Genomic DNA, 304 nt, shown 5'->3' on the forward strand with positions numbered 1-304 from the left:
TGGATTTTTTAATCATTATGTCGTGTATCCTTTTTCATTTTCAATTAAATTTTTTGCAGAATTGTTTAATGGAGACTACGGATTATAACTCGTATTAATGACACTAATCATTCGCTTATGCTTGTTACCTCTCATGATGAAGCAATCAAAGAACCAAATCATCATGCGAGAAAAAATGAGTGTTATACAGCCAGAAATGAAAGAGATACAAGATACATATACGGACAAAAAAGAACAGCAGTCACAACAACATCTCCACAAAGCACTGATGACCCTATACCAAAAGCATAACTTTAATCCTATT

General features: G+C 32.6%; 1 protein-coding gene. It reads left to right on the forward strand.

Going from position 1 to position 304, the window contains the following annotated elements:
• Positions 1 to 97 precede the first annotated feature (97 nt).
• Positions 98 to 304: YidC/Oxa1 family membrane protein insertase (locus AOA62_RS32755; RefSeq protein ID WP_368665721.1), on the forward strand; the 207-nt coding region annotated here is incomplete at its 3' end.

It is taken from the genome of Pseudomonas sp. 2995-3 (assembly GCF_002742565.1).
Taxonomy (GTDB): domain Bacteria; phylum Pseudomonadota; class Gammaproteobacteria; order Pseudomonadales; family Pseudomonadaceae; genus Aquipseudomonas; species Aquipseudomonas edaphica.